This is a genomic window from Thermosediminibacter oceani DSM 16646 (assembly GCF_000144645.1).
Classification (GTDB): domain Bacteria; phylum Bacillota; class Thermosediminibacteria; order Thermosediminibacterales; family Thermosediminibacteraceae; genus Thermosediminibacter; species Thermosediminibacter oceani.
The window spans coordinates 180,361-204,423 of sequence record NC_014377.1 but is presented as its reverse complement, the minus strand read 5'-3'; the positions used below and the strand labels follow the sequence as shown (position 1 = coordinate 204,423).

Sequence of the window (24,063 nt, the reverse complement as noted above, 5' to 3'; positions counted from 1 at the left end):
GAGGTGGATCAAAATCCACCTCTTCAGCTGAAGAACGATTTATCCCGCTTTAAAAGTGGTGCCTTTCTCAGATTTTTTCGCCCCTTTAAGGGTGGTGTATGTTACCGCCATGAGGATAATGGCGAGCACGAACAGGGCTGCCGCCAGGACGACCAGGACGTAATTTCGGGCAACATAAAAATTCTTCATCAGGAGCACGGTAGCCGACAGCGTCACGGCAAACATCCAGATCATGGGTATGAAGGTCATAACCGGATTCCTGCGGGTCCTGACAAACCAGGCGGTTAGTGCAAGCAGCGCCAGCGCCGATAGTAGCTGGTTAGCCGAACCGAATATGGGCCATATTTTCTGGTATCCGTATGTCACGAGCAGGTAGGCTACGAATATGGTAATCAGTGTCGCCACGTACTTATCGGTGAGCAAACTTCTCTTGCCGTCTTCGGTCTCAAAATATTCCTGGAATATATACCTGGCGAGCCTTGTGGCAGTGTCAAGGCTTGTAAGCGCGAAGGCCGTAAAAGCCAGGGTTATGAACACTTTGCCGAAATCCGCCGGAACGCCGAAAGAGGTCATGAATTCGGCGACGCCGTTGGCGAAAACTTCCGCCGGGCTGCCCTCGGCTTTGGAAACGTAGGCCACAGAAATCAGTGCTACTATTGCCAGAAAGCCCTCTATGAGCATGGCGCCGTATCCGACGAACCTGGCGTCGTTTTCACTGGAGAGCTGCTTGGACGTAGTCCCGGAACCCACCAGTGAGTGGAATCCGGAACAGGCACCGCAGGCTACGGTTACAAAGACCATCGGGAAAAGGTACTGGGCACCGGCACCGGTTAAAACTGTAAATCCTTTGAAAGGACTGAGCTGCAGGGTGGGGTGCATGAGGATTATTCCTATGGCGCCTCCTATCAGCATGGCGTAAAGCAGGAAGGAATTCAGATAATCCCTGGGCTGAAGCAGGAGCCAGACAGGAAGTACCGAGGCGAAGAAAATGTACACCAGCAGTATATACTGCCAGCTAGTTTTATCAAATTGCATAAAGGGGTATCTATAGCCTATCCACACCGACAGGAAGATGAGCGCCACGCCTATTATGGTGGATACCGCAAGTCCGGCGTTTCTCCTGTATACCAGCTGGCCGAAAAGCATGGCTATAAATATAAATAGAACCGAAGCGGTTCCCGCCGCCGGCGTGGCTGCGAAAGCCTCTGCTGTTATGCTGGCGAAGGCGGCCACTACCAGTATGAGAGTCAGCCACGCAAATATGTTAAAGAGTTTTTTCCCGCTGGTTCCAATGTTGGCCTCTATGATTTCACCGATCGATTTACCCCTGTGCCTAATGGAAGCCAGCAGGGAGCCGAAGTCGTGAACCCCTCCCACAAATATGCTGCCCAGTACGATCCACAGGTACACCGGCAGCCACCCGAAGATCGCAGCCTGTATCGGCCCGGCTATGGGACCTGCACCGGCTATGGACGCGAAGTGGTGTCCCAGCAGCACATAGCGGTTTGCGGGCACGTAGTCCACTCCGTCGTAGAGCTCGTGGGCAGGGGTTTTCCTTGAGGGATCGAGTCCCCACTGCCTAGCAAGGTAGGCGCCGTAAGTCGCGTAAGCTATCAGAAAGAGCACAGCGCCGAGTATAAGAAGCACCAGCGAATTCATGAGTCCGCCTCCCGTTTGTTTAAATTAAATTAAGTAAAAATAACGAATTTGATCCCGCCATCACCTCCCCTTACTGTAAAGTGTTCGCTGGAGGGATGTAGGATTTTTACGTCGGTATCCCTTAATTAATATTTATGTTTTTCGGGGAGGAATTATATTTTTTATTTTTCAAATATTATTATACATCTTAATGCGGCCTTTCGTACCATTCTTTTCTCTCACCGGTTGAAAATGGGGTCCGTGTGGTTCAAAATCCGGGGTTACCGGCGAAACGTTTAGTATGGAGTTTTCTTCCGTTTGTATGTTATAATCTTTATAAAATCAAAGAGATAGGAGGTATCATTTTGGGTTCTCCATCGAGCTCCATTTCTCTCGATACGCTGAGGCGCGGCTTGCAGTCCGGTATTGAAGTGACCTGGCAGCTTGCCAGAATTTTAATTCCGGTATATTTTATCGTGACCTTTTTAAAACATACGCCTATTCTGGGAGTCGTTACCCGACTGTTCGCCCCGCTCATGGGGATATTCGGCCTTCCCGGGGAAGCTGCTTTGGTCCTGGTTATAGGCAATTTGGTCAACCTGTATGCGGCCATCGGCGCCATGTTATCCCTTTCTCTTTCACTAAAGGAAATCACTGTACTTGCCATTATGCTTTCCTTTTGTCACAGTCTACCCGTGGAAACGGCTCTGGCAAAAAATATAGGCCTTTCGGCCGTAAACGTAATTGCTGTAAGGGTAGGTCTTGCGGTCTTATCGGGAATAGCTTATAACTTTATATTCTGAAAGGGTGACCTTTTTTGTTCGAAGTGCTTAAAGAAGCAACAGTGGGCTCTCTGCTCTCGATAAAACAGATCGCCGTCATAGTTATACCGATCATGGTGGCCATGGAATTTCTAAAGGACCTGGGTGCGCTGGACCGCATCGCCAATTTCTTTTCGCCTTTGGTCCGGGTGTTTGGTATGCGAAAGGAATCGGGCTTTCCTCTGATAATTGGAATTATAATAGGTTTGTCCTACGGGGCGGGAGTAATATTCCGGTCGGCTAAAGAATACCAGCTCCCCAGGAGAGACCTTTACCTGATTACTTACTTTCTCGTGGCGGCCCATGCGGTTTTTGAAGATACAGCAATTTTTGTAGCTCTCGGTGTAAACGGTGCCCTGCTTCTTACAACGCGCCTCCTGGTCGCCGCACTATTTACCTTCCTGGCTTCAAAACTGATGAGGCAAGAACTTGAAGAAGAGGTGAACTTATGACCTGCGAAAAACAGAGCAACTTTAAAGTAATAAGCCTGCCCAGACTCAACGGGCTGACCCCTACGCTGGAATCGACAGCCTTAAAGCTTATGGAGGAGGCCGGCGAGCTGGCCCAGGCCATTGGAAAATTCCGCGCAAGCAGCGGTGAGAACATAAAGATGGACGAGAAGGAAGTCGTGGACATGATGGCCAGAGAGCTCCTTGATGTGGCTCAGGTGGCGGTTTCCATGATGTTCGTACTTGAGGAGAATTACCAGATAGACCTGGATGAAAAGATAAGACAGCACATAGAAAAACTGAAGGCAAAGGGTTATTTGAAGTGAATACCCTAAGTTAGCTGTAACTCGTTTAATGTGGCAGCCAGGTTTTCAAGAAATTCCCGGTTAGTTTTTGTCCTTTTCAACCTGCTGATGAGTGTGCTGGCCGCCTCGACGGTATCCAGCGGAGCAAGGGCCTTTCTGAGCACCCACACGGCCTCCAGTTCTTCCTTTGAGAGCAGCAGTTCCTCCCGGCGGGTGCCCGATTTTTTTATGTCTATGGCCGGGTAAATCCGGCGCTCCGCCAGTTTTCTGTCAAGGTGAATTTCCATGTTACCGGTGCCTTTAAACTCCTCGTAAATCACGTCGTCCATACGGCTGCCCGTTTCCACGAGGGCGGTGGCAATTATGGTAAGGCTGCCGCCTTCTTCTATGTTTCGCGCTGCGCCGAAGAACCTCTTGGGCTTGTGAAGCGCGCTGGGGTCCAAACCTCCGGACAGCGTCCTGCCGGTCGGCGGCACCACCAGGTTGTTGGCCCTCGCAAGGCGCGTGATGCTGTCTAACAATATCACCACGTCTTTCTTGCTCTCCACCAGTCGCTGGGCGCGCTCAAGCACCATATCGGCGACGCGCAGGTGATTTTCCGGCGGTTCGTCGAAAGTGGAGCTCACCACCTCACCATCCACCGAACGCCTCATATCGGTTACTTCCTCCGGACGCTCGTCTATGAGAAGCACTATAAGTTCCAGGTCGGGGTGGTTTTTGCTTAGCGCGTTGGCGATTTTTTTTAGCATCATCGTCTTTCCGGCTTTGGGCGGGGAAACTATGAGGGCTCTTTGTCCTTTACCGATAGGCGAAATGATGTCGATTATCCTTGTGGAAAGCTCCTCGGGATCGTGCTCTAAAGTGAGTTTCGGCTGGGGGAAAATGGGCGTCAGTGAGTCGAAGTGAAACCTCTTGACGGCGTGTTCCGGATCGAGACCGTTTACCGCGTGGACCTGCAGGAGGGCTCTGTACTTCTCTCCTTCTTTCGGCTGCCTTATCCTTCCCGAAATCAGGTCCCCCGTGCGCAGATGAAAGCGGCGGATCTGAGAGGGCGAGATGTATATATCCTCATCGGAGGGCAGGTAGTTTTCTATCCTCAAAAAGCCGTAGCCATCGGGCAGCACCTCAAGAACCCCTTCGGCTATACTGTCTCCCGACTCGGCGGCCATGGCTTCCATTATTTTAATAATGAGTTCCTTCTTCCTGTACTTATAATAGCCCGGGATCTTTTTTTCCCTAGCTATCTCGTGAAGCTGGGCAATAGTCTTTTTTTCCAGTTCCGATGCTAGCAACTTATCGCCTCCTCATAAAATAAAAAAATTCACCGCACATCGGGGAATTAGATAAAATAACCGAAAAAAAGGTATAATTTCCGATGAGTTCCTATACATCAATTATATACAGGCAGTGCAAAATTATTCACCCGGGCGGTAAATTTTAGAAGTTTAACTTAATATATTATAGCACAAGCAGTATCGAGGCATCAACAGGGATTAATCTTTAGGTTTTTACCAGCGGAAACTCCAGGAAAAATACCGTGCCTTTTCCTTCGGTTGACCTGAAGTAAATCCTTCCCATGTGTTCTTCAACGATCTTCTTGGACAGGAAAAGACCGAGTCCCGTCCCGTTTTTCTTGTTCGTGAAAAAGGGAGTGAATATCTTTTTCTCTATTTCGGGGCTTATTCCCTTTCCTTCATCCCTTACTTCAATGACCAGTTTTTCGTTTTTCCTGTAGACTACGACCTCAATATTGCCGCCGTTTTCCATGGCTTCTAGAGCGTTCTGTATCAGATTTATAAACACCTGCTCCAGCTGTTCTCGATTACCGGGTATGCAAACCGACTCGTCTTCCGCCATGAGGCTGAATTTGATGTTCTGCATTTCCATCCTGTTTTTATAAAGTTCGGCAATGTCCCTAATAAGTTCGCACACAATTACACTTCCTTTGGACCTGGCCCGGGTTTTGGCAAGCATCAGGAAATCCCTGACCAGCCCTTCCAGCCTATCAATTTCAGAAATCATTATCCTTATATATTCCTTGCGCTTGTCGTCATCCGAAAAGCTGTTGTCGATTATCTGTAGGAAACCCCTTATGGAAAACAGCGGGTTTTTTATCTCGTGGACGGCACTGGCGGCAAGCTCTCCTATTACCGAAAGGTTCTCCAGGTAGGACAGTCTCCTTTTTAGATCTTCCCTGACGCCCTCGCTATTGTCTTCATCTTCACAGGTTATGACAACACTGACCGTTCCGTCCGCGTTTTTAACCAGGGTGGTATTAATATTGAAAGAGTGGTGATTCTCCTCGTCCTCCTCGTTTTGGATTTTTATCACGATCCTGTGATTCCCCTCCTTCATGAAGAGTTCCGGATACCCCGGAATACTGTAGTCTTTGTTGGTGAAAAGATCCTCGTATATCTTTTGACCCCTTATCAGTTCAGAATTTGGCTCACTCTGACCGTAATACATGCTGATTCTCCTCTCGGTGCAATTCTTAAGATGTCAGAGCCTGCTTTATTAAACCTTCGAGGTCTCCTATGTCGAATGGTTTTACCAGGTAAGCAAAAGCACCTTCTTTCAAGGCTTTCTCGATACAATTTTTTTCACCGTTACCCGAAATCAGTATTCCGGGTATTTTTAAATCTTTCTCTCTGAATTTTGAAAGCAGGGTAAGCCCATCCATGCCCGGGATCGACACGTCTATAACCGCCAGATCCGGTTCCTTTTCCACCGCCAGCTGTAATGCTTCGGGGCCGGAGGACGCACCGAAAGCTTCGTATCCCAAGACTGCTAGGGCTTCCAACAGCATCTTCCTAACCCATTCCTGATCGTCCACTACGAGGATCTTTCTTTTATAGCCCATAAAGTCCCTCCTTTACGGCGACCCGGGTCAAGAGAAAACCACCAGGTCCATCACTACATCCGCAAAGAAAAGACCGCGGTGATCTCATCGCCCTCTTTTTTGTAAACCGATTATCCCGCTCGTACTTACCTTTTCACTACCTTTCACATTCACAATCGTCGTATCGTTCGTTGTAATGAATTTCCTTTATGCTTTACAGTCAAGTGACTTTCTGTTCGGAGCCCTCGGATTCAATTTTGGTAATCCCGCTTCCTGTGATGACCAGCGTCACCATATCACCGCCCATCAGTTTGGAAAACACCGCGTTCTTGGCCATTGTGTCCAGCCGATCTTTCCTGTATATCCGGACATCGCTTCCCACGTTATAGGTTTTTGGTTAAGCACCTTGGCGGCCTTTTATAGCGAAGATAGCAGCCTATTATTTTTAGGCTAAAGTCTTCGGACCTTAAACCGATGTAATCATCCCCGGATATGATGCTTATCTATTGCCACGGCTATATTACCATGTGCCCACACCGTTATCGACGGGGCTTCGGGAAGTCGGTGATCATAAATGAAAACTCGACGCGTTTACCGGGTCATCGGGTGCCGAAGGTATTCTTGCCTTTCCCCGCGATTACCCCCATCAGCGCCATCTTCTCTATGTAAGGCCACACCCAGTCGTATTTTCGTTGGGATACAGTGAATTTCGTCGGAGCGGCAAAGGCTCTGGTAATGTTCAGAGCGTTTTTTGCTCGGAAAGCCGGTCCCACAGGTTCCAGCTCCTTTCATTTTTTTCCTGTTCTATATATTCTATATTCTACAAAAATATAATGATTCCTGCTTTTAAAAAAAAAGAGGGCGATAGATCGCCCTTTCCCCTGTTTACCCCTTTTTATCTCCTTTTTCTGAATACTATTCTTTTATTACTTTTATACTTAACGCCGTATCGCCCTGAGCTTTAACTTCAGCATATACCCCTTCTTCCAGGTCCGAGAGGCTTGCCGGTTTTCCTTCGACTTCTACCAAGGTACCACCGGTCACGTCAAAGGTTATGGTATTTTTTTCGGTTACCGCAAACCATTCGTCCACATCGAGGACCTGGCCTCTCATGTATATGGATACTCCGTCATTAATTTCCCCTAAGACCACTATCTTTTTGCCAATATAGTCTTTCAAACCGTCGGTTTCTCCGACCAGCACGAACCGATCATCTATGGTCTCAAGTTCCAGGTGCCGCCCCTCTATATCGCTCTCTCTCAGTATGCCCACATAACCTGTCTCTTCACCACTGTAGGTGAATAAAGACACCGTGTTTTTACTTTTATCCACATCTACTAATATGCCTTTCGCCGTGGCAGTCACCTTTTTGTTCACCACCTGGATGAACACAACTTCCCGCTTGTCGTTGAATATCAGCTTTACTTCATCGCCGGGCTCGAGCGAGCTGAGGCTGCCGTACTTATAATTGATGTAAACCGGAACATCCTCCTTTACATTGTAAGTAGCTGTCTTATCCCCTTCTTTTACGGTTATGGTCAGTGCTTCAACGTCGATGGAAACTACTAAGCTGCGGATCTCTTTTTTGTCATCATCTTCATCCAGCAGATCGTTGAGCTTGTTGATTATTACCGCCATTTCGGCTCTGGTAACGGGTTTATTGGGCTGGAATACATTTCCCGGGTAACCCTTCATAAGCCCTAGTTCGGTCATGACGTAAACGTATCCTACTGCATCTTTGGGGATCGCTTTGGCATCCTTGAAGGGGAGCTTTTCCGTCATATGTTGCTTTGCCTCTTCTTCCTTACCTATGGCCCTGACGATATACTTTGCAACCTCGTACCTCTTGGCAGGTTCGTTGGGACGGAAGTTTTTCAGTTCTTCCGGCTTTACAAGGCCTTTCTCTATAGCCAGTGCTACATAGTAATACCCATCTTTCCCGGAGATCTTAATATTTTTGACATCTTTGGGCAGAACCTTGATCTTCTTAACTTCGTCTTCCCAGCCCATTATCCTCAGTGCCATTATTATGGCCTGAAGATGGGTGACCTTATCTTGCGGCTTGAACCAACCTCCGGGAAAACCTTTTATGATCCCCTTTGCATACATTTTTTCAATAGAAAACCTGGCCCACTCAAACCTCTCGTCCACATCCTTAAAGCAGGGCTTGGGTTTGGCTTGCGCCACCGGAGCTGCCAAAGATACCACGAGCATTATCATGAGCAGCCCAGCAATTAGTTTTTTCATAATACACGCCTCCTTCCTTTACTGGTATTGTTTTTCCAGTATATAAATACGAAGGGAGGCTCGTAAACTTAGGGTAAAAATATAAATGTAATAATTATGTAATATTCTTGTAAACTGGCTGTAACAATTACTCACCGACTACAATCCCCTAGTTGGCAAATTATACTTTATGTTTTTTATTTCTCCATTTCTTATAGGCTAGGTAAACCAAGACAGTTGCGGCGATAACCACGAAGGATCCTGGACCCAGGATCATATCGATTAACCCGGGCGCTTTCTCACCCATGATTACAACCAGCGCTGCTTCCAGGAAATAGAGGGCACTCCTGCTCAGCAGGGAGGCTATGATAAAGGCCATCAGGTCTAATCGAAAAACTCCGGCTGCAATAGTGAAAACCTTATAGGGAAGCACCGAAAATCCCGCTATAGCCACCGCCCATGCGCCGTAGCGCTGGAACATGTCCTCCATCCTGTCGAAATTGCTGTCCTTCACAAACCTCATCAGTAAAGGCCTGCCGAAACGAACGCCCAGGAAATAACCGAAGACTCCGCCCAATGTGGAGCCGATACTGGTAATTAAAGCATAATAATAGGCCTTCGAGGGAAGCACCATGGCCATATACACCAGCACCACATCGGGAGGGATTGGAAAAAAAGTAGCTTCAGTAAAGGCGATTATGAAAAGCCCCAGCGGACCGTTTCTGAAAAAGAAATCCATAAGTTCGCCCATAAAAACAAGAGTCACCTCTTTCCCTCAATACCGCTCTTGCCCGTAGGCATCCTAATATGTATACTATCAAAAAATGCCGGAATTATAAACAAGAAAAAGCCGGGGTCTTAAAAGAACCCCGGCATAATTCTTTTCCAGACGCCTACGAAACGGGCGAGTTCCTCATTGGCCGGATTATCTATCAATTCCCTCGGAGCACCTTCCTGCACGGTTCTCCCCTCCATCAATGCCATAACCCTGTCGGCCAGCAATACGACTTCCCTCAGGTTGTGGCTCACAAAAAAGGTGGTGATCCCGGTGGTTCTCAGCACCTCGGAGAAGTCGGCCAGCAGCGCTTCTCTAAGAGGGGCGTCAAGGTTCTCAAAAGGCTCATCCAGGAAAAGCACCTCGGGCTCCAGGGCAAAGGCCCTGGCAAGGCTCACCCGTTTAGCCTCACCCCCGGAAAGGGACCCGACCCAACGGTTCGAAAGCTTGCCCACCTTAAATTTTTCAAGCCAATATTCGGCCTTTTCCCTCGCTGCTTTAGCCGGCATCCCCCGTATCCTCAATCCCACGGCTACGTTATCAATCACAGTAGTATCAAGGAGCAGCGGTTCCTGAAAAACGACTGCCATCCGGCGGCGGAGCCTTATTCCGTCCCGGGGTTTGACTTTCTCCCCCGCAAAATAGATTTCTCCTTTATGTGGGGACTGAAGCAGGGCCAGCACTCTCAGGAGAGTGCTCTTTCCTGCACCGTTGGGGCCGATAACCGCAAAGACTTCTCCCCGCTTCAACCGGACCCGGTTTACGTCCAGCAGCACTTTATCTTTTAATCTCACCTGGATATCGAAACCCTCAATTATATACATCTTTATGCCTCCGCTGCTGCAAAAGGGTAAGCCAGAGTGTCCCCAGGTAAGATACCAGCAATAAGATAAAGCTGAGGGCCAGGGCTTCGTCGAAATTGCCCTTTCCAGTCTCCAGCACTATAGCTGTGGTCAGCACCCTGGTGTAACCGGCTATATTGCCGCCTACCATCATCGAAGCACCAACTTCGGAGACGGCAGCCCCGAACCCGGCCATCACCGCTGCCAGCAGGGAGTATCTGGCTTCCCTTATCATCAAAAACAGCATCTGGATGGGGGTAGCTCCCAGCGCCATGATCTGCCATCTTAATTTTTTATCCAACTGCTGAAGGGCGGCTGTAGAAAGAGCGAGTATCACCGGAGCCGCAATAACGGCCTGGGCTATAATCATAGCTTTAGGTGTGTATATAAGGCGAAGCCGGCCGAAAGGGCCGCTCCTCCACAGCATGAGACTGACCCAGAGCCCCACCACCGTCGGCGGGAGCCCCATTCCCAGGTTAGCAAGGCTTATGATTAACCTTTTGCCGGGAAAATCCTTTAAAGCGATTAAAAAGGCCAGCGGTAAAGACAGGACGACACTGATGAGAGTTGCGGTCCCGGTCACCTTTAACGTAAAAAGTGTTATCTGGTATACCTCTTTGTCTAGAGTAAAAAGCAGGATCAGTGCCCTTTTGACGCCATCCATTACAGCTTCCAAATAAAGTCCCCTCGCTCGCTATTCGAGAATATTATCTTCGCTTTTGCCGGCATCGGGGATAAAAAGCGGCTGACCGAATTTATCCTTCCCGAATTCACCTATTATCTTCTGCGTCTCAGGGGCTACCATGAATTCCACAAAAGCCCTCGCTCCCTCTACATTTATCATCCCGGCCGCATCGGGATTGGATTGTTTTACATAATCGGGGTTAGCCTGCATCACGTGATAGATGTTGATCAACGACCCGTCCTTTTCCTTCAGTATGACAAGGTGGAGCTTATCCTTTTTGGCAAGATATGTAGCCCTGTCGGTCAGGGTATATCCGCTTTTTTCGGAGGCTACGTCAAGGGTTGCACCCATCCCCTGGCCTGTAGACTGATACCACTTGCCCGATGGGTTTTCTATTCCGGCCTTTTTCCAGATATCCAGTTCTTTTTTATGGGTGCCGGAATTATCTCCCCGGGAGATGAAGAGGGCTTCTTTTTCTGCAATTAGTTTAAAAGCTTCCGCAGCATCTTTAGCATTTTTAATCCCCGCAGGGTCTTCTGCCGGCCCCACGATCACGAAATCATTATGCATAACGAGCCGCCTGTTTATGGCTGCACCCTTTTCTACCAGCTCAATCTCATCCTCCGGAGCATGTACCAGCATCACATCGGCGTTACCTTTTTCTCCCATGGCAAGTGCCTGACCGGTACCAACCGGAATGATTTTCACTTTATACCCAGTCTTCTGTTCAAAGATAGGTATAAGTACATCCAGGAGTCCGCTGTCCTGAGTGCTGGTGGTGGTAGCAAGGATAACCTCACCGCTCTCTGAATTCTTTCCTAAATTCCCCTCCGACGGTGCCTTTTGCCCGCAAGCTGCCAAAAATACACCTAGGGTCAGAGAAAGAACGAGTAAAAAAACAATTTTACAGATTCTTATCCTGTACATGATTTACCTCCTTTGACCGTTATGCTTAGTTATACATATAGCTAATATTTTAATTCTATAAAAAATTTCAATATCCTTCCTTATTTTTCTTTAAACGCAGAAAACGAAAGAAAATAGGTGAATTTCACAAAGAAACTTGTGTTAAAAGGCATTTAAGATTAAATATAGCATAATATTATAACTGTCATCAGGTTTTTGTTCTATAAGTAACTTTCTTTTGCGTTTTTTTAAGTATATAATGTATTTTGGCATGTCTTTTAAATACGAAAAGTGAACATAACAGGGGGGATATAATGACACTCCCGGAAAAGATATACCTTTTTAGTGTCGGGCTTTACATCTTTTTCTTTCTATTATTCTTAAGATACTTCCTGTGGCAGCATTATGCTAAAAAGCATTACTGGTCCCGCAGAAGACTCATAACGCTTTTCGAATTGAAAAAACTGGCCAGGGAAAAGCAAAAGAAACTGCCGATGTTCTCCATACTTGTCCCCGCCCGGGAGGAAGCGGAAGTAATAGGGCAGACGATAGAACACCTGGCCCGGTTGAACTACCCCCACCACCTGCTGGAGATAATAGTAATTACCGACGAGAAGGAACTCCAAAAGGGAGAACCCGTTACAACCCAGCAGGTAGTAGAAGCAAAGATCCGGGAATTCAGGAAAAGGAAAAGCGCCCCTATCCTGAAGCACGTCATAGTACCCTACGACTTTGACGGATATTTTGGAGGTACCTGCACGGGAAGTGCCGTCCCGTCCACAAAAGGTAGGGCGCTAAACTACGGGCTTTCCTTTATCGACAAAAATTCGGATATCTGCGGTTTTTACGATGCCGAAAGCCACCCCGAGCTGGACGTGCTGCTTTACATAGCCTACCGGTGGCTCATTTCGGACAAAAAAGACCTCATCTGGCAGGGGCCGGTATTTCAGGTGCGGAACTTCTTCTTCCTAAGCCCCATAACCAAGATAGCTTCCTTATACCAGGCTCTGGCCCACGAGTGGTACCTGCCGGTTTTGATGAGGCAGCTGCCCTTCGTCGGGGGAACAAACCTTTTTATAGAGTCGAAGCTCCTGAAGGAAATAGGCGGTTTTGATTTCAATGCCCTCACCGAAGACCTGGAAATCGGCGTGCGGGCCTTCCTGGAGCGGAACGCGTGGCCCGAATACTTTCCCTATGTCAGCACCGAGCAGACGCCGCAAAGCTACCGGGCCTTTTTCCGCCAGCGCCTGAGATGGGCTTCGGGACATATACAGGTAGTGGAAAAATTTAAGGATGCCTCAGGCTACGACAATGCAAAGAGGAACCGGATTATAAGAACACTGCTTTTGAAGGGCGAGGTGGAGTGGGTCCTATACCAGCTAGCGGTGCTGGTACCGCCTACTATACTGCTTTTATCACTGCAAGGCCTGATTAAGCCTGTAATGCTCCCGGAATTTTTACAGTACATTTTAAAATCCTTCGTATTCATCTATTTTGGATTTACATACTACATCTACTTCAGATACTCCGGGTATATGAAGAGCAGGGGGCTTACTAAAAAACTGCTGGCATTGATTGAACTACTCATATTGCCGGTGGCGGCCTTCCTTTTGCCGCTACCATATTCATGCGCAATAGTCCTCAGATCCCTAAACCGGCAGCCGAAAGCATGGTGCAAGACCCCGCGAACCCGTGAGGCAACGGATATAGCGCCAACAATGCATAGTCAGTAATACATAAACCCTCCGAAAACTCGGAGGGTTTATATTTTTTACCGGACTACTTTGTGTTTATTAATAAACCACCAGGGTCTTTTCATAGACGGGCTTATATGTTCTTTCATGTTTCATTTGCACCTTGAATGTTTATTGCATAATTAAAATGGACAGAGTTGCAAAATAAAATCCCCACTTTTTGATATGCTCCCCTTGTAGTAGACAATTGAAATAATAAAAACTGTTACTTCAAGGGGGGCTTAGTTTATGAGTCGAAAACCAAAAGTTTCTTTTGAGCAAAAATTATCTGCTGTAAAAGATTATCTAAAAGGCAGGAAAACCCAAAGGCAGATAGCAAAAGAATATAATGTTGACCATTCTTCAGTACGGCGATGGATTTCTAACTATCAAGCAATGGGAGAATCGGGATTAATTACTTCCTCAAAAAATACAAGCTATTCCCAAGAACTGAAATATACAGCCGTTAAGGAATATCTTTCAGGTAATGCTTCAAAACTAGATATATGCAAGAAATATAAAATTCGCTCAACAAAGCAACTATCCGATTGGGTTTTGAAGTATAATGGTCATGAGAGGCTAAAATCTTCGGGATCAGGAGGAAAACCAATCATGACCAAAGGACGTAATACCACATTGGAAGAACGTATACAAATCGTAAAATACTGTTTAGAGCATAACAGAAACTACATTGAAACCGCCGAGAAATATCAGGTTTCCTATCAACAGGTTCGCAGTTGGGTAATAAAATACGATAAATCCGGTGTAGACGCCCTAATTGATAGAAGGGGCAAACGCAAATCTGAAGATGAATTTACAGAGATGGATAGGTTAAAAGCCCAGAACAAGCTTCTGGAAGCAAGGAATAGGTGGCTTGAAATGGAGAACGAAGTCCTAAAAAAACTCCAAGAAATAGAAGGGGGGCGGTATTAAGCCTGGTTAAGCATGAAGAAATATACCTGGTTATCCAGATGCTTTTAGAACAAAAACACTACCCTGTTTCAGCTCTATGTAAAATCACAGGAATCAGCAGATCTGCCTACTACAAGTGGAGACATAGGGAAAAAAGCCAAAATGAACTTCAAAATGAGAAGCTGCTTGTTCTTATCAGGGAAGCATACGAGGAAAGAGATGGTATACTAGGTTACAGGCAAATGACAATCAAGCTTCGCCGTGAACATCAACTTAAGGTTAATCATAAACGAATTTATCGACTGATGAAAGTAATGGGTTTAAAATCAGTATGCAGGAAAAAGAAATATAACTACATAAAGTCAACTCCAGAAGTTATCGCAGAGAATGTACTAAATCGGGATTTCAAGGCAGAACATACATGTGAGAAATGGCTTACGGATGTAACGGAATTCAAATATGGTAATGGCCAGAAAGCATATCTTAGCGCAATTCTTGACCTTGCAGATAGAAGCATAGTATCTTACGTTATTGGCCATTCAAACAACAATGCACTTGTGTTTGAGACTTTTGATTTGGCAGTTGCTAGCCATCCTGATGCAAAACCCATCTTCCATAGTGACCGTGGCTTCCAATATACCAATAAAACCTTTAAGTCAAAACTGGATAAGGCAGGAATGACCCAGAGTATGTCTAGGGTAGGCCGCTGCATAGATAATGGCCCTATGGAGGGATTCTGGGGAATTCTGAAATCGGAGATGTATTACTTACATAAGTTTGATGACTATGATAGCTTGAAAAAAGCGATTGAGGAATACATAGATTACTACAATACAAGGAGATATCAGAAACGTTTAAAATGCATGACGCCAATTGAGTATCGCAACTATCTGTCAATAGCGGATTTAAATTGACCCATTTTCAGCGATTTTAAATTGACCCACCCTGGCTTTTTTTAAATTTAAGCATTATTATGTTGGTTACCATACAACCCGGTCTTTAGCCTGTCCTTTAGGCGGTAGCTGTTGCCCCTTATGTTGATTATGTGGGCATGGTGTAATAGTCTATCCAACACTGCAGTAGCAAGTACAGGGTCTCCCATGAGCTCCCCCCATTCTCCAAAGCCTTTGTTGCTGGTAAGTATTATGCTCCCCTTTTCATATCGGGCACTTATTAGCTGGAAAAAGAGGTTCGAGCCAAGGCCATCTAATGGAAGATAGCCTACTTCATCGATTACAAGGAGCTTGGGCCTAGTGTAGATCCTCATTCGCCTTTCTAACCGGCTTTCTTTATATGCCTTTTTGAGGTCCTCAATGAGCCTAGAAAGACTCGTGAAGTAGACTGATATACCACAAGATAGGGCTTCTATAGCAAGAGCCACGGCAAGGTGCGTCTTCCCTACTCCAGGCGGGCCAAGAAATATTACGTTTTCTACCCGGTGGACAAAGGCCATTGTGGCAAGCTCTTTTATCAGTTTTTCATCGATGCTGGGCTGGAAGGCAAAGTCAAATTCGGTTAGAGTCTTGCGGTATGGAAGCCGGGCAAGTTTTGACCTTACCTCGATATTCCGCCTTTGCCTTTCAGCAAGTTCAGCCTCGAGCAGGTTATTTAAGAAATCAAGATACGTGCTATTTTGGCGTTGAGCTCTTTCAAGGAGGGCGTCAAGGAAAGATGCTGCGTTTAAAAGCCCCAGTTCTTCAAGGTGGGACCGAGCTTTTTCAAGGTCTATCATACTGTGCCCACCTCCAGGAGGCTTTCGTAAACCCCCAGAGAACGCTTCTCAACTTCCAGGGAAGATAACTTGATAGCCCTCGGTCTAGGATAGAACATGCCTTCGGCTTCTTTTAGACCCTTATACTGACCTTTGAGGAAAACGATGGTCCTTGAGCGATAATGTTTTTCGTGGGTTGCTATCACCTTCCCATCATAGAGGATTTCGATTTTGCCGTTTTTGTCCCTTACAACCACCTCTTTTCCGCTATATTGCCAGGGAACGCCGTATCTTACGCCGTTAAAGCTCAAGAGGCCGTCTTTGTGGACTTTCCTTACTTCTTCAAGGAATTTTTGGTATCTGTCAGAGGCAGGGAGTGGTTTGAGGTTTTCTTCCTTCAGGCGGTCAATAGGCTTTTCCCCGGTGGTGCCGTGAATCCTCCTGTTTTTCTTTTCGCACCACACTATTGCCTGGTGGTTTAAGTCACCGTAGTTTATGAACTTCCTACCCGGCAGGAAGTTGCTTTTGACAAAGTCTATTCCGCTTTCTACTTTGCCTTTGGTCTGTGGACGTCGTGCTCTGCACACTTTAGGGGTAAATCCAAGGGTTACAGCCAGGTCTTCAAAGATGGAGTTCCATATGGGCTTTCTGTTTTCTCCGGTGCCAAGTATTACGGTCTTCATTCTGTCGGTAAGGACTATGTCGGTCACTCCGCCGAAGTATTCAAACCCGCGGATCAGGCAGCGGATGAAGGTATGTATGTCGCAGCGGTTTGTGAATTCTACGTATATGGCTCTGGAGTAACCCAGTACCATGACGAAGACGTAAAGCTTACGTATTTCGCCGGTTTCCTCGTCAATGTAGGTGTATTCGCCCCAGTCGACCTGGGCCTGCTGGCCGGGCTTGGTTTCGTAGCGGCATACGGCAGGAACCTGTTTTGGGGGTCTAAATTGTCTTACATAGTCCCTTAAGATAGTGCGGCCGCCGGTATAGCCTTCTTCTTTGATTCTTTCGTAGATAACTTCGCAATTGAATATACCAAGATTTATGAGCTCTTGAATGGTATCTTTGTATGGATCGAGCTTTGATCCTCTTTTGGGATGCGGCTTCCTTTCGGGAATGCCCTCTGCCCTTAAGTATTTTCTTACCGTATTCCTTGAACGGCCTGTTTCTCGTGCAATTGCACGGATGCTCTTGCCCATTGCTCTTAATTCGTGTAACATGATAATAGATCCACTCCCTAGCACTTATTTCCCTCCGATCTTTTGGCTGGTATCAGAGGGATATTTCGCCAGGGGGTGGGTCAATTCCTTTTCGTTGCTCCTGGGTCAATTATACACCGGCGGTGACACTATCTTGCCGGTATGCAGCATAAAGAAAGCACCAACCATTTTTGATTGGTGCTTTGAATAGATTTTATATTATTTCCACTGTCTACTTGACAGGGGGCAGTTCACGGTGCCTGGGGAATTTTTCTTTAACCACATCCGGCCACCAGTGTTTCCAAAAAGAAAAAGCGCAATAGCTTATGGCAGGGTGACATCAAAGGTGTTTTTTTATCTCTTCATAAAACATTTCGTTGGATATCCCACCGTAAAACCTTAATCTCCCATTGACTGCTGTTAGCGGCATACCATAGCCTTTTTCCAGCATGGTTTTAACCGCATCGTATCCATCCAAGCTATCTTCCATTACATCTATAAACTTAATATCAACCTTGTCTTTTACATCACTATTTTGAATGAATTCTACAAACTCATCATACATTTCTCCCATTGTTTTTGCAGGGCTACAGCCCCCGCTGCTGCTGCACCCTCAGCCGCTTGCTGCAGCCATATCTCTTATTCCGAATATTTCCACTTTTACTTTTTCATTCATTTTGTATCCTCCTAGCTAAATAAAATTTTGGATATTTGCGTTAACATTTTTAAACCCTTAATTTCCTTTTCAAAAAGCGGTACCTGTAAAATTTCCGCTTCTTTAAACCTTTCTTTTATTTCTTCGATATACTTCATCTGCATATTTCTTCTATTTTTAAAGAAAGGCGTAATAGCCTGTTCTTCCGGTATTATCATATTGACTACAACAAGCTGGGTCTTTATCCCTATTGTCTCCAGCTCTTTTGAAGCTCTATAGGCTTCAATGATGGGTGTTTTTTCAGGATACATGACGAAACTAAAAGTAGTTGTTTCTTTATCTTTCATCATTTCTATGACTTTATCGAATCTTTCCTTTTGGGCCTTGTCGGCTTCACTTATTTCTGCAGTTAACCCAGCCTTCAACTGTATCTGTTTGCTCCAATCTAAAGGAAGTTCCAGGAGTCTTAATGTATGTCCGGTGGGTGCGGTATCAAATACAATCACATCAAAATTTTCTTCACAGGCATAATCGATAAACTTTTGAAAGGCTGCCATTTCCTCGGTGCAGGGTGAGTTGAGTTCTTCTTCCATGGCTTTTACCGTGTTTATGTCAAACTTTTTTCTGGCATCTTCTAATATCGCGTTTTTATATTCTTCGGTTGCTTTTCTTTGATCGATTTTTACAGCATATAGATTTTCTACCCCATCTATCTTTGTAATTTCATCCATAACCGGTTTATCCAGAACATTTCCTATATGAGCAGCAGGATCGGTAGTTATCAATAAGGTTTTAAAGCCTTTTTTAGAGGTTTGCACTGCAGTAATACAAGCAATCGAAGTTTTACCTACGCCGCCCTTTCCTGAAAAAAATATATTTTTTCTCTTCCCGTTTTGAGGGTAGATGAGTTTTTCAATATTACTCATGCACATCACTTCCTTCAAATAACCTCCGGGCAACTTTTCTGAACATCTCTAGTCCTCTTAGTTCGGAATCAAAAAGCTCCATTGTCTGAATGGGGATGTTATTAAAAATATCCTTTGCTTTACTAAGATAAGTCTGCTGCATATCGTACCTGGATTTAAAGAAGGGATTGATTGCCTCTTCTTTTGGTATTAGCCCATTGACTATAATTTTGGTTGTAGTTATTCCGATTTCTTTTAGTTCATTTATAGACCTTATCGTTTCTTTCAGCGAAGTTTCCTCCGGCTGCATGACAAATATAAAATCCGTCTGCTCCAGGTCCCTTAATTTTGAGACGGCATCATCGTACTTCTTCTTACTCTCCTGTATCAAAGCTACAGGCCCCATACAGGTCTGACCGCTGCCTTTGGAGCTTTCTTCAATGTGCCTGCTCCAATCTACAGGTAGTTCCAGGAGTCTGATTGTATGTCCGGTTGGGGCTGTATCAAATATTATCATGTCGTAAGAATCTTCTTCCATAAAGTCAATAAATTTATCGAAGGCTGCCATTTCTTCCGTACAGGGGCCGCTCAATTGTTCTTCTGCAATTTTTAACATTTCCTCGTCAAAAAGCTCCCGCATAGGTGCAAGGCATCTTTCCTTGTATTCTTCCGTAGCTTTGTCAGGATCGATTTCCATAGCATACAGGTTCTCTATTCCATTAATTTTTGTTACCTTATGTCCGATTTCTTGTTCAAATACATCTGATAAGTTCGCAGCAGGATCGGTAGTTACGACTAATGTCTTTTTCCCCTGATCGGCATAATATATGGCGGTGGCGCAGGCCATTGATGTTTTACCTACACCACCTTTTCCCGAAAAGAAAATAAATTTAGTTCTCATTAAACTTGCCTCCCGCTTTCTTCTATTTTCTTTTCCATTTCTTCTAAAGAGGGATATTGGCCTACTTTTATAACTTCGCCATTGAAAGTTGTTATGGGTAATGCTTCTTTACCTTTATCCTGTATTAGCTTGTAGACGCTCTGATTTTCCTTAAATTTCAATGGCTGCTGTGTAATCATGTACCTTTGGATTTCAATACCCGGGTATTTCTTTTTCAAGAATTCAATGTTTTCATTTAGCTTAACCAGCTTTTCATCAACAGTTGGCCCGCAAAGCCCTGTAGGACAGCACATGGGTGGTTCATAAAATTCTATCTTCATGGCAATCCTCCTCTTTGTTATATTCAGCTTATACTATTTGCTTATCCTCATTTATAACATACCAGCGCCGCATCGAGGCCTCTTGCTTACAAAGCACCATCATATTTTTACAGTTATGCACAGGTGATGCGGTTATTTTTATATTCTTTTAACCTTTGTAGATCCTTTAGAAATTGGCTGTTATTATCCATGTAATTATTGAGGTAATCAAAGAGCAGGGCATTATCCTTGACGAATGTCTCATTAATTTTGTAATAAACCCATTGGGACTTTTTTTCATACGTGATAATGCCGGCATTTTTTAATTTATTCAAATGCCTCGAAGCATTCGACTGGGTAATTTCCAATATTGCTTCAATTTCACATACACACAGCTCTCCCTTTCTCAAAAGATTTAGTATTCTTAACCTGTTTTCATCGGCCAATGCCTTTAAAATCACGACTAATACCAATATACCACCCGCCTATATAATTTATATGATTATATTCAATTACACTCATATATTACTTCTTTAATCCTATTATGTCAATAGTCTTTCTGTATTTTAACAAACGATAATAATTAAAATTAAAGACTTATAAAACTAGAAAATCCAAAAGAGGTACTTTGTCACAGGTAAGTCTTGTATACCATCACAGGGTAATACATAAAGCTCTAGACACAGCAGTGAAACAGCAGCTTATACCCTATAATATTGCGGACTCGGTCGAGCTTCCCAAAATTCAAAAGGAACTTATTACATACGACCCCGACGATGAAATTGACATTAACCAGACAGTCAAAGTCCTGGACGAGCAGCAGGTAAATTATATGCTGGAAAAAGCAAAAGAAACTCCCTATTATGCTCTTCTCTTTCTTGCCGTCAGGACAGGAATGAGAAGGGGTGAGTTGCTGGCATTGCGATGGAAGGATATAGACGAAAGGCAAAAGATAATCAAGGTGAGACAAACAATAGGATATACCCCGGAAAAAGGAATATTCTTTAAAGCCCCGAAAACAAGAAACAGCAGAAGGAATATAGATGTCTCCGAAGATGTTATAAAAGTACTGAAAAACCACAGAAAGCAGTAGCACGAGAAAAAGCTGCTTCTTGGACCGAATTACAATGATTACGACCTGGTCTTCTGCCAGGACAACGGCCTCCCCATGCATCCCGATACCATAAGCAGCTGGTTTTCCGAATTCCTTGAAAGAATCGGCCTGCCCAAGCTTAACTTCCACTGCCTTCGACACACTCACGCCAGCCTGCTTCTGAAGGCCGGCGTGGACGTTAAGATAATATCAGAAAGGCTCGGACACAGCAGTGTGAGGATAACTTATGATAAATACTCACACCTTATGCCCGGTATGCAGAGGACAGCCGTCGAGAAACTGGAACAGCTGCAGAAATAATCCCGAATTTCCGGGTTTTTTATTTTGGGATGAAACTGGGCGGAAACTAAACTAAAAAGCTTCCGGAAAAAATCCCGGAAGCCTTATGTTCTCTGGAGCTGATGGTGGGATTCGAACCCACGACCTGCGCATTACGAGTGCGCTGCTCTGCCACTGAGCCACATCAGCCCGACATATATATTTTACTCTGTTCACAGCGCTAAGTCAATAATTTTATAAGGCTACTAAATTTATTGCGTACCTGTCATATTTTTCCGAAAGCTGTATAATATTTTAATAACTTATTTTTACGAAACGCATATTTTATTAGTTGAAGCCTTGGTTATTTACAGAGTAACAGTATGATTATACATCACATATTATATTTTATAAATATAAATTATTGCGATTAAAGGAGAATTCAATATGCGTGTCGAATTATATATTTTTATTTAATTTGTGCGGAGGGGTGATAAACCGTCAAATGAAAAAACACAAAGGTGGGGATAAAAGCGTTATGCCTGCAATTAATATATTAAAGGAGGATTTTTGATGACCCTTGCCCACTGGATTTACGCTCTGGGAACCCTGGCGGTCGTTATCACCATGATCCTCAGGAGAAATGTGGTTATCCCGTGCATCCTCTCTACATTCCTTATAGGTATGATATTTACGGGGTCCCTTGTGGGTGCGGTAACGGTGGTATTTAAGGCAAACCTGGCGGCCCTTTCGGAACTCGGAAGCATATTCGTTATAATCGGCCTTATGGTTGCAATGTTGAAATCCTTGAGCGTCACCGGAGCGGATGAGCTTCTAGTATCTCCTTTGAGAAAGCTGATGGTATCCCCATTAATCAGCTACGCGATCCTTGTATTATCCACGTACATCATATCACTGTTCTTCTGGCCTACACCCGCAGTGCCTCTGATCGGTGCGCTGCTATTACCGGCGGCGGTAAAATCCGGACTTCCCCCGATGGCCGCAGCTGTTGCCATAGCTCTGGCCGGGCAGGGAATGGCACTTTCGGGTGACTTCGTCATCCAGGGTGCTCCCGGTCTTTCTGCCAAGTCCGCGGGTATACCCGTACCGCTGGTCACGAGTGACGGCGCTATCCTCTCGCTGGTCACCGGCATTACTGCAATTATAATAGCTTATCTCATGATGAGGAAAGATATTGAAAAATTCAGGCCTGAGGGAATGAAAGAGGCGGCGGCTTCCAGCGAAGTCGATGCGGCCATGCAGGTTCACGCAAAAGAAAGAAAGGGACAAAATTTTGCTCCGTTTCTCGCGGTGCTTCTTGTAGTCGCCATAGCGGCGGTGATCTTTTCAATGTTCCGCTTTAATATAAAAGGCGGCGATGCTTCCGCACTCCTCGGCGGTGCTGCTGTCCTCATCATGACTGTAGCCACTTTGCTGGTGGAAGGTGCAATGGGGCTCGACAAAGTAGCAGATCACCTGACCGACGGCTTCGTGTTCGCTTTTAAAGTCATGGGACAGATACTTCCCATAGCGGGATTCTTCTTCCTGGGCAACCCCGAGGCTGTGGTGAAAATCATGGGTGAAGGGGCTCCCGGTTACCTGTTTGACATCGGCAAGATGTTGGCCGACTTAATACCAGCCCATGGGTTCCTGGCAGCCTTCGGCATGCTGATAATCGGCATAATCACGGGGCTTGACGGATCCGGCTTCTCAGGCCTGCCTCTGACCGGCACGCTGGCAGGAGCCATGGCCGCCGGCAATCAGTCGGTGGCATCGGCGCTGGCAGCTATAGGACAAATGGGCGCAGTATGGTCCGGCGGCGGTACAATTATCGCCTGGAGCTCCCTGGTGGCCGTAGCGGGTATAGCGGGGGAACCCGTGCTGGACCTGGTGCGTAAAAACTTCATACCAGTCACCATCGGCCTAGTGGTATCCACAATCGTTGCGGTACTGTTCCTGATGTAGTCAAAAATGGCGGGGCTAAAACCCCGCCATTTAATTTCGTATTAGACTAGACTATAGCTCTTGTTATGAATACGACTATCTGGGACGCTGGCAGGAAAATGAGCTGGCTTAATAAAGTCCCGAGTATTTTGCCGGCCACCAGCAGCACCACCATAGTATTCGCCTCCTGCCTTTCCCGCAGGCCCTGCAGGGTCTGGTCCGTGATCATGGCAGCTTGAGGGTCGACGACCACGGCAAGCAGGATGGTGGCGGCTCCGTTTATAATTCCCGAAAGCTGGCTGGCAGTGATGCGGTAGTCCGGCACCAGGGCTCCGGCATAAATGGCCGCCAGCACTCCAATGGTCGATACGGAGGTAATAAAAAGATTCAGCAGTAAAAAGGTCGGTGGAATCCGGTCCAGTTTCAGGGTCTTCAAGATGCCGACACCCGGTTTTTTTAAGCTCCTTCTGATCTTTCTGAAGGACCCCTGATATACCACGGTACCGAGCAGGCCAGGCACGGACCCTGCCCGCTCTAAGGCCATTATCCCCTTTGAAAAAATTTCCACAAAGCTGGGTATCAGTGCCGCCCCGATAATACTCCCTACTGTTGCCGAGAGTATTATTATCCTGAAGCCCTTGAGCAGCATACCCACCTGTCCCCCGGCTATGGCCCTGTCCACGATGCTCCCCAGCAGAGGCGCCTGTATCATATTGGCGGTCCTCGCCACCAGAACGATTATATTAAAAAGGGATAAAGCCATGGCAAGCCTTTTGGTCCTAATACCTGCAAGCCTCACTGAATAGGACAGGGTGTCGATCATATGTATGGTTGCCGTAAAAAGAATAACCGCAATCAGTTTTTCCACGTTTTCCTCCATTTTTTAACCCCTTAACTCGAAAACTTACCGGATATTCTCTTCCTGCATATTATAACCCGGCCC

At 45.8% G+C, this 24,063-nt stretch carries 25 protein-coding genes, 1 tRNA gene and 1 pseudogene; 8 read left to right on the top strand and 19 right to left on the bottom strand.

Features of this window, described 5'->3' with window-relative positions; all coding sequences use genetic code 11:
• Window positions 1–39: 39 nt before the first annotated feature.
• Window positions 40–1,659 carry a carbon starvation CstA family protein gene (locus TOCE_RS01075; RefSeq protein ID WP_013275044.1) on the bottom strand — a complete coding sequence of 540 codons (1,620 nt, stop codon included), beginning with the start codon at window positions 1,657–1,659 and terminating at the stop codon, window positions 40–42.
• 344 nt (window positions 1,660–2,003) lie between these two features.
• Here TOCE_RS01075 and TOCE_RS01070 point away from each other — a divergent pair, with 344 nt between their 5' ends.
• The 3 genes from TOCE_RS01070 to TOCE_RS01060 are packed head-to-tail and all read left to right on the top strand — an operon-like array spanning window position 2,004 to window position 3,234.
• The gene (locus TOCE_RS01070) at window positions 2,004–2,441 is read left to right on the top strand and encodes a nucleoside recognition domain-containing protein (RefSeq protein WP_013275043.1); all 438 of its coding nucleotides are present in this window, start codon (window positions 2,004–2,006) and stop codon (window positions 2,439–2,441) included.
• A 23-nt stretch (window positions 2,442–2,464) separates the two neighbouring features.
• On the top strand, window positions 2,465–2,911 hold the full coding sequence (locus TOCE_RS01065) for a nucleoside recognition domain-containing protein (protein ID WP_245523157.1): 447 nt from the start codon (window positions 2,465–2,467) through the stop codon (window positions 2,909–2,911).
• The gene (locus TOCE_RS01060) at window positions 2,908–3,234 is read left to right on the top strand and encodes a MazG-like family protein (protein ID WP_013275041.1); all 327 of its coding nucleotides are present in this window, start codon (window positions 2,908–2,910) and stop codon (window positions 3,232–3,234) included. The genes TOCE_RS01065 and TOCE_RS01060 overlap by 4 nt, the downstream gene beginning before the upstream one ends.
• Window positions 3,235–3,239: 5 nt before the next feature.
• Here the strand turns inward: TOCE_RS01060 and rho are convergent, their stop codons facing one another.
• From rho to TOCE_RS01020, 9 genes are all read right to left on the bottom strand, one after another.
• On the bottom strand, window positions 3,240–4,505 hold the full coding sequence (gene rho, locus TOCE_RS01055; RefSeq protein ID WP_013275040.1) for a transcription termination factor Rho: 1,266 nt from the start codon (window positions 4,503–4,505) through the stop codon (window positions 3,240–3,242).
• Window positions 4,506–4,713: 208 nt separating this feature from the next.
• Entirely contained in the window at window positions 4,714–5,679 is a 966-nt protein-coding gene (locus TOCE_RS01050; protein ID WP_013275039.1) for a two-component system sensor histidine kinase NtrB, read from the bottom strand.
• Between the two features lie 25 nt (window positions 5,680–5,704).
• Window positions 5,705–6,073: a response regulator gene (locus TOCE_RS01045; protein WP_013275038.1), complete on the bottom strand. Its 369-nt coding sequence runs from the start codon at window positions 6,071–6,073 to the stop codon at window positions 5,705–5,707.
• A gap of 578 nt (window positions 6,074–6,651) precedes the next feature.
• The gene (locus TOCE_RS12025; protein WP_013275037.1) at window positions 6,652–6,825 is read right to left on the bottom strand and encodes an S-layer homology domain-containing protein; all 174 of its coding nucleotides are present in this window, start codon (window positions 6,823–6,825) and stop codon (window positions 6,652–6,654) included.
• A gap of 142 nt (window positions 6,826–6,967) precedes the next feature.
• The gene (locus tag TOCE_RS01040) at window positions 6,968–8,299 is read right to left on the bottom strand and encodes an S-layer homology domain-containing protein (protein WP_013275036.1); all 1,332 of its coding nucleotides are present in this window, start codon (window positions 8,297–8,299) and stop codon (window positions 6,968–6,970) included.
• Between the two features lie 160 nt (window positions 8,300–8,459).
• Window positions 8,460–9,044: a YqaA family protein gene (locus tag TOCE_RS01035; RefSeq protein ID WP_013275035.1), complete on the bottom strand. Its 585-nt coding sequence runs from the start codon at window positions 9,042–9,044 to the stop codon at window positions 8,460–8,462.
• A 92-nt stretch (window positions 9,045–9,136) separates the two neighbouring features.
• Complete coding sequence (locus TOCE_RS01030; protein ID WP_013275034.1) at window positions 9,137–9,877, bottom strand: ABC transporter ATP-binding protein; 741 nt, start codon at window positions 9,875–9,877, stop codon at window positions 9,137–9,139.
• Entirely contained in the window at window positions 9,864–10,571 is a 708-nt protein-coding gene (locus TOCE_RS01025; RefSeq protein WP_013275033.1) for an ABC transporter permease, read from the bottom strand. The genes TOCE_RS01030 and TOCE_RS01025 overlap by 14 nt, the downstream gene beginning before the upstream one ends.
• Window positions 10,572–10,589: 18 nt before the next feature.
• Entirely contained in the window at window positions 10,590–11,507 is a 918-nt protein-coding gene (locus TOCE_RS01020; protein ID WP_013275032.1) for an ABC transporter substrate-binding protein, read from the bottom strand.
• A 293-nt stretch (window positions 11,508–11,800) separates the two neighbouring features.
• Between TOCE_RS01020 and TOCE_RS01015 the strand changes: the two genes are divergently transcribed.
• The 3 genes from TOCE_RS01015 to TOCE_RS01005 all read left to right on the top strand — a co-directional run bounded on the left by TOCE_RS01015 (window position 11,801) and on the right by TOCE_RS01005 (window position 15,045).
• The gene (locus TOCE_RS01015) at window positions 11,801–13,219 is read left to right on the top strand and encodes a glycosyltransferase family 2 protein (RefSeq protein ID WP_013275031.1); all 1,419 of its coding nucleotides are present in this window, start codon (window positions 11,801–11,803) and stop codon (window positions 13,217–13,219) included.
• 249 nt (window positions 13,220–13,468) lie between these two features.
• Window positions 13,469–14,152: a helix-turn-helix domain-containing protein gene (locus TOCE_RS01010; protein ID WP_013275030.1), complete on the top strand. Its 684-nt coding sequence runs from the start codon at window positions 13,469–13,471 to the stop codon at window positions 14,150–14,152.
• Window positions 14,153–14,154: 2 nt separating this feature from the next.
• The gene (locus TOCE_RS01005; RefSeq protein ID WP_342606904.1) at window positions 14,155–15,045 is read left to right on the top strand and encodes an IS3 family transposase; all 891 of its coding nucleotides are present in this window, start codon (window positions 14,155–14,157) and stop codon (window positions 15,043–15,045) included.
• Window positions 15,046–15,092: 47 nt separating this feature from the next.
• On the opposite strand, the gene istB is transcribed toward TOCE_RS01005, so the two are convergent.
• The 7 genes from istB to TOCE_RS00970 form a co-directional block, all read right to left on the bottom strand.
• The gene (istB, locus tag TOCE_RS01000; protein WP_013275028.1) at window positions 15,093–15,863 is read right to left on the bottom strand and encodes an IS21-like element helper ATPase IstB; all 771 of its coding nucleotides are present in this window, start codon (window positions 15,861–15,863) and stop codon (window positions 15,093–15,095) included.
• Complete coding sequence (gene istA / locus TOCE_RS00995; protein ID WP_013275027.1) at window positions 15,860–17,089, bottom strand: IS21 family transposase; 1,230 nt, start codon at window positions 17,087–17,089, stop codon at window positions 15,860–15,862. The genes istB and istA overlap by 4 nt, the downstream gene beginning before the upstream one ends.
• A 295-nt stretch (window positions 17,090–17,384) precedes the next feature.
• Complete coding sequence (locus tag TOCE_RS00990) at window positions 17,385–17,609, bottom strand: hypothetical protein (protein WP_222927259.1); 225 nt, start codon at window positions 17,607–17,609, stop codon at window positions 17,385–17,387.
• A 122-nt stretch (window positions 17,610–17,731) separates the two neighbouring features.
• Window positions 17,732–18,634: an ArsA family ATPase gene (locus TOCE_RS00985; RefSeq protein WP_245523155.1), complete on the bottom strand. Its 903-nt coding sequence runs from the start codon at window positions 18,632–18,634 to the stop codon at window positions 17,732–17,734.
• On the bottom strand, window positions 18,618–19,505 hold the full coding sequence (locus TOCE_RS00980) for an ArsA family ATPase (protein ID WP_013275024.1): 888 nt from the start codon (window positions 19,503–19,505) through the stop codon (window positions 18,618–18,620). The genes TOCE_RS00985 and TOCE_RS00980 overlap by 17 nt, the downstream gene beginning before the upstream one ends.
• Window positions 19,505–19,825 carry an arsenite efflux transporter metallochaperone ArsD gene (gene arsD, locus TOCE_RS00975; RefSeq protein WP_013275023.1) on the bottom strand — a complete coding sequence of 107 codons (321 nt, stop codon included), beginning with the start codon at window positions 19,823–19,825 and terminating at the stop codon, window positions 19,505–19,507. Before arsD ends, TOCE_RS00980 begins: the two co-directional genes overlap by 1 nt.
• A gap of 113 nt (window positions 19,826–19,938) precedes the next feature.
• Complete coding sequence (locus tag TOCE_RS00970; RefSeq protein ID WP_013275022.1) at window positions 19,939–20,277, bottom strand: ArsR/SmtB family transcription factor; 339 nt, start codon at window positions 20,275–20,277, stop codon at window positions 19,939–19,941.
• Between the two features lie 215 nt (window positions 20,278–20,492).
• On the opposite strand from TOCE_RS00970, the pseudogene TOCE_RS12545 reads away from it, so the two are divergent.
• Window positions 20,493–21,218, top strand: a pseudogene (locus TOCE_RS12545) (site-specific integrase).
• 93 nt (window positions 21,219–21,311) lie between these two features.
• Here the strand turns inward: TOCE_RS12545 and TOCE_RS00960 are convergent.
• Window positions 21,312–21,386: transfer RNA gene (locus TOCE_RS00960), tRNA-Thr, on the bottom strand.
• A 363-nt stretch (window positions 21,387–21,749) separates the two neighbouring features.
• On the opposite strand from TOCE_RS00960, the gene TOCE_RS00955 reads away from it, so the two are divergent.
• Window positions 21,750–23,141: a hypothetical protein gene (locus TOCE_RS00955; RefSeq protein WP_013275021.1), complete on the top strand. Its 1,392-nt coding sequence runs from the start codon at window positions 21,750–21,752 to the stop codon at window positions 23,139–23,141.
• A gap of 46 nt (window positions 23,142–23,187) precedes the next feature.
• Here TOCE_RS00955 and TOCE_RS00950 read toward each other — a convergent pair whose 3' ends face one another.
• Complete coding sequence (locus TOCE_RS00950) at window positions 23,188–24,000, bottom strand: lipid II flippase Amj family protein (protein WP_041423814.1); 813 nt, start codon at window positions 23,998–24,000, stop codon at window positions 23,188–23,190.
• Window positions 24,001–24,063: the final 63 nt, after the last annotated feature.